The 9,683-nt window shown below is 60.3% G+C and carries 6 protein-coding genes and 1 pseudogene; 5 read left to right on the forward strand and 2 right to left on the reverse strand.

The features are described from left to right. Window positions 1-488 precede the first annotated feature (488 nt). The 4 genes from FJ398_21935 to FJ398_21950 all read left to right on the forward strand — a co-directional run bounded on the left by FJ398_21935 (window position 489) and on the right by FJ398_21950 (window position 4,120). Complete coding sequence (locus FJ398_21935; protein ID MBM3840571.1) at window positions 489-1,604, forward strand: glycosyltransferase family 4 protein; 1,116 nt, start codon at window positions 489-491, stop codon at window positions 1,602-1,604. A 403-nt stretch (window positions 1,605-2,007) separates the two neighbouring features. Then, on the forward strand, window positions 2,008-2,766 hold the full coding sequence (locus FJ398_21940; protein ID MBM3840572.1) for a WecB/TagA/CpsF family glycosyltransferase: 759 nt from the start codon (window positions 2,008-2,010) through the stop codon (window positions 2,764-2,766). 55 nt (window positions 2,767-2,821) lie between these two features. Continuing rightward, window positions 2,822-3,052: a hypothetical protein gene (locus tag FJ398_21945; protein MBM3840573.1), complete on the forward strand. Its 231-nt coding sequence runs from the start codon at window positions 2,822-2,824 to the stop codon at window positions 3,050-3,052. A gap of 45 nt (window positions 3,053-3,097) precedes the next feature. Further along, the gene (locus FJ398_21950) at window positions 3,098-4,120 is read left to right on the forward strand and encodes a serine/threonine protein kinase (GenBank protein ID MBM3840574.1); all 1,023 of its coding nucleotides are present in this window, start codon (window positions 3,098-3,100) and stop codon (window positions 4,118-4,120) included. Between the two features lie 108 nt (window positions 4,121-4,228). On the opposite strand, the gene FJ398_21955 is transcribed toward FJ398_21950, so the two are convergent. Continuing rightward, window positions 4,229-4,651: a hypothetical protein gene (locus tag FJ398_21955; GenBank protein MBM3840575.1), complete on the reverse strand. Its 423-nt coding sequence runs from the start codon at window positions 4,649-4,651 to the stop codon at window positions 4,229-4,231. Window positions 4,652-4,861: 210 nt separating this feature from the next. On the opposite strand from FJ398_21955, the gene FJ398_21960 reads away from it, so the two are divergent. Beyond that, entirely contained in the window at window positions 4,862-8,686 is a 3,825-nt protein-coding gene (locus tag FJ398_21960) for a DNA polymerase III subunit alpha (protein MBM3840576.1), read from the forward strand. Window positions 8,687-8,755: 69 nt separating this feature from the next. Here the strand turns inward: FJ398_21960 and FJ398_21965 are convergent. Beyond that, window positions 8,756-9,232: pseudogene (locus FJ398_21965) on the reverse strand (hypothetical protein). Window positions 9,233-9,683: the final 451 nt, after the last annotated feature.

A 9,683-nucleotide genomic window follows, 5' to 3' on the forward strand; every position in this document is an offset into this window, starting at 1 on the left:
TTTTGTCCGTGGCCTGCGTTGGCTCGGTCCTTACAGCCCGCGTTGGGGATGCTCGGACCTCGCCGCCTTGGCCACAGCCAAAATCCCTCGCCGCAGGACCCCGCGCAATTTTCGGACACGCTCTTAGATCCTGATACAGCATCGGCTCCGGATGTGGTTTCTGCCTATCCGCGCCCATCCGCGCTATCCGCGGTCCAATACTTGGGAATTCTTGTTCCATGGCATCCTCCTTGTCTGAAGTTCGCTTCCTCTTGGCAGCAACTGTCACGCATGACAATCAATATCGTCACCAAACTTCGGACATTTTATGACCGCGGATAGCGCGGATGGGCGCGGATAAGCTACGCATAGAGTGGAATTTTCCGATTCGTTAGTTGGCGGCGCTGGGGCTCGCGACGGGGGCGGAGCGGTTTTGGGTGGGTATTCGCGCGGCGTTGCGTTAGAAAGCACGCGACCCAGCGAACGGCGGCGCCGGCGTCCTGAGTGACATGAAAGTTCTCCATCTGGCGGGCAACCTCGAAGACGCGGGAGGCATCCTCTCGGTCCTCCGCCATTTGCAGTCCGCCACGAAGGATCAAGGCTGGCAGCACAGCGTTTATGTCAACCGCTGCTACGTGGAAACGCGCCAGCCCGTTCTGGACTATCGCACCTCGCGTTTCGTCTGCAGCGAGATGGCCAGTCACTGGGGGATTTTCTGGCGCGCGGCTCTGGCGCTGATCGAAGTGCGAAGGCTTCTCGCGCGCGAGCCGTTCGACATCATTCACGCGCATTCGCGCTGCGGGTTCCTGATCGCGTGGGGATTGGCGGCGCGGTCGAACCGCCGCGTGCTCTTCACCAACCACGATTACGCGCGCCGCGTGCGGATGTATCAACGCGCCGCGGCGCACCCAAATTTTTGCACGGTTTTCCTGACGCCGAACATGGCCCGGCATTACGCGCTGACGGAGCAGCCGCCGAAGATCAGCGTGATCTCAGCTTGTTTCAGCGACCAATACCTTCTCGAACCGATGTCGGACGCCGCGGCGGCGTCGGGCCGTGGCGCATCGCTTCGGCTCGTCGGCGCGGGCAGCTTGCTTCGATGGAAGAAGTGGGATTTGCTCGTGCGCGCGCTGCAGCGGCTCGACCCCTCCGAACGCGAGCGAATCGAAGTCTCGATCTGGGGGCCGGTCGTGCGGACGGATCCCGATTCCCTGAAATACGAGGCGGAGTTGCGGCAGCTCCTCCGGAGCGAAGGCCTCGGCGAGCGCATCCTGCTTCGAGGAGCCACTCGCTCCATGAGCGAGGCGATGCGGCAGGCCGATTGGTTTGTGCTTCCGTCCACGAATGAGCCGTGTTCCGTCGCGCTTATGGAAGCTCTGGCTCTAGGGCTGCCAGCGCTGGTTTCCGCCAGCGGCGGGAATGTTGATATCGTCCGCGACGGGGAAACGGGCTGTTTTTTCGAGCCTGGCGATGCGGACGATCTGGCGAATAAGCTGAGGTCCATTTTGAACTGGCGCCCCAAACTCTGGTCGCCGGAGAGAATCCGCGAGTCGGTTCGGGAACGGTCCGCTTCGGTAGTCGGACAAAAATACGATGAACTGTATCGGCGCCTGGTCCGGATGTGAGTATGGATCGTCAACCGCCAAGCTTGCCAAATACTCAGTACGGCATGTCCATGTTTAGCGCTTCGCACAATTCTGGGGGCGTGGAGAGATCTCCACTTCCTTCCCCCTCACCCCGGCCCTCTCCCTTGGGGAGAGGGAGAATGGATGACTGGTGCGGGGCAGTAAAGCAGGCTTTGGATTGCGCCACGACGGCGACACCGCTTCCCTCTCCTTGGGGAGAGGGCCAGGGTGAGGGGAAAGGGAGCATGGTTCGACCCGGCGCATTGGATTTGCCGGACACGCAAAATAGGTACTCTCCCTGGGGGAGAGGGAGAACCAATTCCCAGCGGCTGTGCGGTAGGGAGACTTCGGGTTGGCGTGGCGGAACTCGCGGACAAGGCTGTCCGCGCTCCGCGGCTTTCAAATGAATCCACGCGCCAAGTTCCCCTTTGGCGTGACGAGGTGTTCGCCGCACTCGATTGGAGATTTGTTGGCCGAACTGAAGCTGCTTCTGGCCGACAAAAGCCTGACGCCACGCACGATCCTGTGCCTCAATTCGCACATTTACAATATGGCGTGCGCGGACGATGGGCTTCGGCGATGTTTGAACGCGGCGCGCATCGTGGCCGCGGACGGCATGGCCGTGGTGTGGGCGGCGCGGTTTCTTGGCCATCCGATCTCCGAGCGATGCAACATGACCGAGGCCTTTCACGCCTTCCTGAAGGACGACACGATGCCGCGCAGCCAAGGCGTCTTGATCGGGTGTTCGTCTGCGGAAGCGGAAGCGGCGGCGGAGAAAGCAAACCGCGATTCGCCGCACTGCCGTATCGTCAAGGCTTGCTCCGGGTTTCTGAGCGAGAGTGAATACAAGGAAATTCTGGCCGCACACCCGGAGTCCGATCTTATTTTTCTCGGAATGGGCAGTCCGAAAACCGAGCGGCTCGCGGAGCTGGCGGCGCAGGTTTGCCCGCAGGCCGTCCCCTGGGGAATCGGCGGCGGGACAATCCGGATCGAGGCGGGGACCATGACCGAGGCGCCGGTTGTTTGGCGGCGGCTGGGGTTGCAATGGCTGCATCGGCTTGGCTCGGAACCGCGCGAGTTGTGGCGCCGTTATCTATTGGGCAATCCACGATTCGTGCTGCGGATCCTCTCGCTCGCATGGAAGCGGCGCGCGTCCCAGTGAACGGAGGTGGGCGGAGGTGGGTTGTTTCGCAAGGCAATCCCCAGGTATTCTTCCCATGAACTGTCTCTTCGGACTGCGGCCTTTAGGCGCCTTTAGGCCGCTTCAACGCTCGTCTGCGCGGAGTGCGCGGAAGCAGCCTGAAGGCTGCGGTCCGCGCCGTCTTCGGTTCAAGGGCCGTGCGCACGGCTGGGAGGCCGCGGAAGCTTCCCATGAACCGGGCAGGGACGCGTTCCACCGCGTTCCACCGCGTCCCTGGAATCTTGTTTGGGGCGATGGCCGCCAGTGACGAGGGCTTGTGGCCGGAACACGAAATGCTTATTTTCCACCGGAAATGTCTCTGTCGATTGAAAGCAAAAGGCCATTGAAGATGGTCACATGCGGCGGCTGCGGCGCCAAGGTGTTCATCTCGGGTGATCTCGAGCCCCTGGCTACTGTCCCGTGCACCAAATGCGAACATCCGCTCATGATGCCGCTGCGATTGCGGCAATTTGAATTGCTCTCCGCCATCGCTTCCGGCGGGATGGGGACGGTTTACCGCGCTTTCGACACGACGCTGGAACGCGAAGTGGCGGTCAAGTTGATGAGGCAGGAGCTTGCGGACGATCCGCAAGCGCTGGAGAGTTTTTATCGTGAAGCCCGCGCTTGCGCCGCGCTCAACCACACCAACATCATTCACATTTACACGTTCGACGAATCCAACGGCCAGCGGTATCTGGTCATGGAACTCGCGGATTGCGGGAGCCTGGACGGACGCATCGAACACGAACAACGCCTTCCGGAGCTGGACGTCTTGGACATCGGCATCAAAGTCGCCTCCGCGCTCGACACCGCGCTCAAGCACGATCTCCTGCATCGCGACATCAAGCCGGGCAACATTCTCTTCAACGCCGATGGCGAGCCCAAGCTCGTCGATTTCGGATTGGCGCGGAAGATCGAATCGGATGCACCGGAGGAAGCAGTCTGGGGAACCCCGTATTACATCGCACCCGAAAAAATCAAACGCGAGCGGGAAGATTTCTTGTCGGACATGTACAGCCTGGCGGGAACCCTTTACCACGCGCTGACCGGCCACGTCCCCTTTGAGGCTCCCTCGATCGATGAAGTCGTCGCCGCCCACATTCACACGCCGTTGACGCCGCCCAATCATGTGGTTCCCGAAATCACGCAGCCGACAAGCGACGCGCTGGTGAAAGCCATGGCCAAGCATCCGGCGGACCGCTTTCAGAGCTACGACGAATTCATCATGGCGCTGACGGCCGCGCGCAGCCAGTACCTGGTCCAGCATTTCCGGAATCAAAACCGCGGTGGAGGCGGAGAACGTGCCGCAGGAGTCCGCGGCTGGTGGCGCCGGTGATTGGCTGGATTCGCGTCAATACCGGGAAGAGGCAGGCCGCAAAGGGCCTGCCTCTTGTGTGGTGGGGTGCTGCGAGACCGTGCGTGGCCGGTCTCCAAGATCCACAGGTTACTGCTTCGTAGCCTGGCCGTCCTTCTTCTGTTTCTTTGGCTTTGGCTCTGTTTCAGGCTTGGGGCCCACGCGCAGCGACACAGCTTCTTCCTGTCCCTCGGCGTTCTTGATCGCCTGTCCGCCGACTTCCTCGCCGACCACGGCATCGTCCAGAGTAGCCGGCTTGCCCGCTCTGAGGATGCGCGTTTGCGGAGTGAGGCGGATGGTCCGCTTCTTGGTTTTTCCATCGAGGGTGATGCTCATGGCCGCCTTATCCACGGCGCCCAATTTCCCGGTGAAAGGGATCGCCGCGGGTTTCTTGTCCTTCGCTTCCTGCGTTGCGGGAGTTTTGGGTTCCGCCGTTTGAGCGCGAAGGGGAGTTGATAAGGCTGCTCCGGACAAGAAGCAGATGGCCAATAGATAACTGAGTTGTTTGTTCATTTAACCTCCTTTGAGTTTGAGTTAACCGACACGGACCTTCTATCAGGTTCATTTCCCAAAGCAAGGCTTTTTTCAGAGTAAACACTCCGTTGATTGAAAATCTGCGCTACGCTTCACCGCCAATTTGTGGATGCACCGCCGGTGAAGCCGGTGAACACGGTGAACAACGTCGGCTTGCGCGTGCTATTCCGGCGGACTTAAACTGCGGAGATGTCACATGCGGATTGCGTACATCTTCATCTGCACACCGAGTATTCGCTGCTCGACGGCGCTTGCCGCCTCGACCGGTTGATGGAGAAGGCGCACGAGTTGAAATTCCCCGCCCTGACCATCACCGACCACGGCGTGCTCTACGGCGCGATTGATTTTTATCAGGCCGCGCGCGCCAAAGGGATCAAGCCGATTATCGGCTGTGAAGTTTATGTCGCGCCCGGCAGCCGATTTGAAAAGAAAACGAGCAGCGGAGGCCGGGACGTTTACTCTCATCTGGTGCTCCTGGCCAAAGACGAGACCGGCTACAAGAACCTCATCCAACTCGCGTCCGCGGCGCATCTGGAGGGTTACTACTACAAGCCGCGGATCGACAAGGAACTTCTGGCCGCGCACAAGGACGGCTTGATCGCGCTGTCCGGTTGCCTGGCGAGCGAGATTCCGGAGTTGATCCAGAAAGACCAACTGCCGCTGGCGCGCCAGGCGATCGATTGGTTCAAGCAAACGTTCGGCGCCGAGAATTTTTACCTGGAGTTGCAGAACCACGGCATCGCGGAGCAAGCCAAGGTCAACCGGCATTTGATCCCGTGGGCCCGGGAATTCGGGTTGAAGCTCGTCGCCACGAACGACGTTCATTACGTCGAGAAAAGCCACGCGCACGCGCATGACTGTCTGGTCTGCATCGGCCGGCAAATCGCACTCAGCGATCCCACGCCGCGCTACGTCAAGGGGCAGTTTTACCTGCGCTCGGCCGAAGAAATGAAGGCGCTGTTCCACGAGACGCCCGAAGCGGTCCTGAACACGCTGGAGGTTGCGGAGAAATGCAACGTCGAAATCGAATTTGGCAAATTGCACTTTCCGACTTTCACGCCGCCGGAGCACTTCACGCGGGAAGGCTATTTGCGCCAACTGCTGGCCGAAGGCTTGAAGACGCGCTACGGAATTCAGGCGCGTGCGGAAGGGAAGGAGTTTGTCGTTGAGTCGCTCGAAGACCCGCGACGTCTGCCGACGTTCAACGCGGGGCAGGCTTCCAGCCTGCCCCGCGCAGCAGCGGAATCCGTCGTCACGAATTCTGAAAGCCAAGACGCGGAAATTCGACCGCAATCATCAGGCAGGCAGGATGCCTGCCCTACGTTGGGCGATCCGGTCGTCGCCGGTGCCGTCCAGGCCCTGATCGAGCGGCTCCAGAACGAGCTGACCGTGATTGAGAAGACCGGCTTCATCAGCTATTTTTTGATCGTCGGTGATTTCATCCGGTATGGCCGGCGCAAAGGGATTTCCTGCGTGGCCAGAGGTTCGGCCGCCGGGTCGATTGTCACGTATCTCCTGGAAATCTCGAACGTGGATCCGATCCGGTACGGCTTGCTCTTCGAGCGGTTCCTGAATCCCGAACGCATCAGTCCGCCCGATATCGACATCGATTTCGCGGACGACCGGCGCGCCGACGTCATCGAGTACGTCCGCCGGAAGTATGGGCACGATTCCGTCGCGCAGATTATCACCTTTGGCACGATGGGCGCAAAATCAGTCGTCCGCGACGTGGGACGCGTTATGGGCCTCAGCTACTCGGAATGCGACCGGCTCGCGAAGATGATTCCCAACGAATTGAAAATGGATCTGGGAAAAGCGCTGAAGCAATCGCCGGAATTCAAGGCTGCTTACGACTCCGAAGACGCGACGCGCGAGCTGGTCGATACGGCGTTCGTTCTGGAGGATTTGACGAGGAACGCCTCCGTTCACGCGGCGGGCGTGGTGATTGGCGACCAACCGCTCGTCAATTTGCTGCCCCTGAAACAAGACGATGACGACGCCATCGTGACCCAGTACGCCATGGGGCCGGTCGGAGACCTCGGACTTCTCAAGATGGATTTTCTGGGGTTGAAGACGCTCACGGTCATTCGCAACACCTGCGAGATGGTCAAAGCCACCCACAGCATCGACATCCCCATCGACGATTTGCCGCTGGACGAAGCGAAGACCTACGATTTGCTCAACAAGGCCAACACCGTCGGCATCTTCCAATTGGAATCCGCGGGCATGCGGGATCTCTGCCGCAAATTCCAGATCAGCTCGATCGAACACATCACCGCGCTGATCGCGCTGTACCGGCCCGGCCCGATGGAACTGATTCCTGAATTCATCCGCCGCCGGCATGGCGAAGTGAAGATCGAATACGAACATCCACTGCTCGAGCCGATCTGCCGCGAGACCTACGGCATCCTGATTTATCAGGAGCAAGTCATGCAAGCGGCCCAGGTGTTGGCAGGTTTCACGCTTGGCGCTGCCGACGTGCTGCGCCGCGCGATGGGGAAGAAGAAACCCGAAGAAATGGCCAAGCAACGCGAGGTGTTCGTCAAAGGCTGCGCCCGCGTGAACAATATTCAGACCGCCAAAGCCAATCAGGTTTTCGGCTTGCTCGAAAAATTCGCGGGGTATGGCTTCAACAAGTCTCACGCCGCGGCTTACGCCATCGTCGCGTATCAAACCGCGTACTTGAAGGCCAATCATCCGGTGGAATTCCTCAGCGCGATGATGACGAACGACCTGAGCGACACCGCCAAACTCAGCGTGCTCATCAATGAGGCGCGCGCGTTCGGCGTCGAGGTGCTCCCGCCGGACGTGAACGAGAGTGGGGTGTATTTCACGCCGGCCCAACGTAGGCCAGGCTTCCAGCCTGGCCAGGCCTCACAGACGATTGACACAGCCAAGGGCGGGACGTCTCCAGAAGCCGGTGTTCGGGACAGGCAGGATGCCTGTCCTACGTTGCGCTCCATTCGTTTCGGCCTCGCCGCGATCAAAGGCATCGGAGAGGTCGCCGTGGAGAGCATTCTCAAGTCACGGCGGGAAAGCGGCAAATTCCAATCGCTGGCGGATTTGTGCGAGCGGGTCGATAGCCGGACTGTGAATCGCAAGGTGCTGGAAGCGCTCATCAAGAGCGGCGCGTGCGACGCGTTCGGAGAGACCCGCGCGACGTTGTTTTCGCAAATCGACCATACCCTGGCGCGCGCCGCGAGCATTGCTCTGGATCGCGAGCGGGGCCAGGCTTCACTGTTCGGAATGCTGGAGGAGAAATCCGAACCCGCGTCGGAAACCAATAGCCGACTTCCGGAATGGCCGCAAAGCGAGCTGCTGGCCGCGGAAAAGGAACTCCTCGGCTTCTACGTCACGGGGCATCCGCTGACGCCGTTCGTGCCGATCCTGGAGAAATACGCGCTCGCCAACACGAGCACGATCGCCCAGTTGCCGTCGCGCGCCATGACACGCCTCGGAGGCCTGATTACCGCGGTGCAACAGGGCATTTCCAAGAAGAGCAATCAGCCGTATGCCCTGGTGACCGTCGAAGATCTGGAAGGTTCGGTGCAGGTGCTTTGCTTGAACGAGAACTTCAACAAATATCGCGAGTTGCTCGTGCCCAACAAAGCGGTGCTGGTCGTGGGGGAAGTGAACACCGGAGATGATAAACCGAAAATCTTTCCGCAGGAAATTCTGCCGCTGGAGGAAGCGCCCCGGCACTACACGAAACAAGTTCATCTGCGCTTGCACACCGCGCATTTGAAGCCGGCGGATTTGGAGGCGGTCCGCGAACTCACCGCGGCGCATGCCGGCAAGTGCCCGCTTTTCCTGTGCCTCATGAGGCCTGCGGGCGAGGTCATCTTCATCGAAACCCATGAACGGTTTTCGGTGATGCCATCGCGGGAGCTGGAGCAAGCCGTCGATGAGCGCTTCGGCGAAGAGACGTATTACGCGAAAGTGGACACGACCCCACCCGAACGCGCGCCGCGCAGGTGGGAACGGAAGGCGGAATTAGCGGCGGTGGAGGAATAGGTTTTCGCCTTGTTTTCCAGAACAAAAAGGGCGGCAACTTCCTGCCGACCTCTTGACCGTCCCATCTGCCGCGAGATGTTGGTCGCCGCAAAGGTGCACGGCCCAGGCGCGGCGGATGAGTTCGAGCGCGCGGCGGCCCGGCGTTTGCGGCCAGCCGTTGCAATCGAGGTCAGCGAGCAGGCGGTTGGCGGGCGAGCCGTGCAGGTGCACCGCGCCGCAAAACGCGGTCTGCGACACGACGCATTTCATCTCCGCGCCGGTCCAGTCCTGCGCCCAATCGTGGAGGAACTTCTCCTGGCGCGCCCCGAGCAGTTGGAGGCCGGGCAGGTCAATGGCTTTCGGATCGTAACCAGGGTCGTTGATGTGGTCGGGGCGCGGACCCATCTGCGGAATCTTGCCTGCGGGCCCGCTCTTGAACTTGCGGTCCTCAAGGATGGCGAAGTCCACGCCGCCGACGGTCATGCGGGTGAAATAGACGCGGATGCCGCGGTCCACCGGCGCGGGATCCACCGGGTCGGGCAGATGCCAGGATTGCTGGCACTGTAAAAACCTGTATGCGGCCCGACGGGCGGTTACGTGTCAGCCTCGTTGGGCGTCCGACGGCGCTTTCGGCATCGCGGCAGCGAAGCCCTACTCTGCGGAGGTCGAACTCATGCCGAGACCCACAATCACAGATAAGATAAAGTTGGCCGGTCAAGCCGGGCGGTGTGAGACTGAGCACTCGGGGAACGTGAAGACCTTGAATCAGATGCTGAGGTTTGGTTACACCTGAGACTAACCCCGCCAGTTGCAGCGGGAACATTAGTTGAGGATTCGAAGGGTATTGAACGCAAAGGATTGAGCTACTTACCCTTCCATACCCACTACTCTCCGGTCGTGGGGTACCAAAGTCCGCTCCAACGAATCGTGCTGAAGTTGAGCTTCACTTGGGAGCAGGTTCCGGAAGTCCTCGTAGTCATTGATAAGCGCTCCTGTTCATTGTCGGCGAGGGTCACCG

It is taken from the genome of Verrucomicrobiota bacterium, assembly GCA_016871535.1.
Classification (GTDB): domain Bacteria; phylum Verrucomicrobiota; class Verrucomicrobiia; order Limisphaerales; family SIBE01; genus VHCZ01.

What these genes read in the sequence shown, in the direction of transcription:
- FJ398_21950 (MBM3840574.1), top strand. Translation starts at nt 3,098, where the DNA reads ATGTCTCTGTCGATTGAAAGCAAAAGGCCATTGAAGATGGTCACATGC.
- FJ398_21935 (MBM3840571.1), top strand. Translation starts at nt 489, where the DNA reads ATGAAAGTTCTCCATCTGGCGGGCAACCTCGAAGACGCGGGAGGCATC.
- FJ398_21940 (MBM3840572.1), top strand. Translation starts at nt 2,008, where the DNA reads ATGAATCCACGCGCCAAGTTCCCCTTTGGCGTGACGAGGTGTTCGCCG.
- FJ398_21960 (MBM3840576.1), top strand. Translation starts at nt 4,862, where the DNA reads ATGTCACATGCGGATTGCGTACATCTTCATCTGCACACCGAGTATTCG.
- FJ398_21955 (MBM3840575.1), bottom strand. Translation starts at nt 4,651, where the DNA reads ATGAACAAACAACTCAGTTATCTATTGGCCATCTGCTTCTTGTCCGGA.
- FJ398_21945 (MBM3840573.1), top strand. Translation starts at nt 2,822, where the DNA reads ATGAACTGTCTCTTCGGACTGCGGCCTTTAGGCGCCTTTAGGCCGCTT.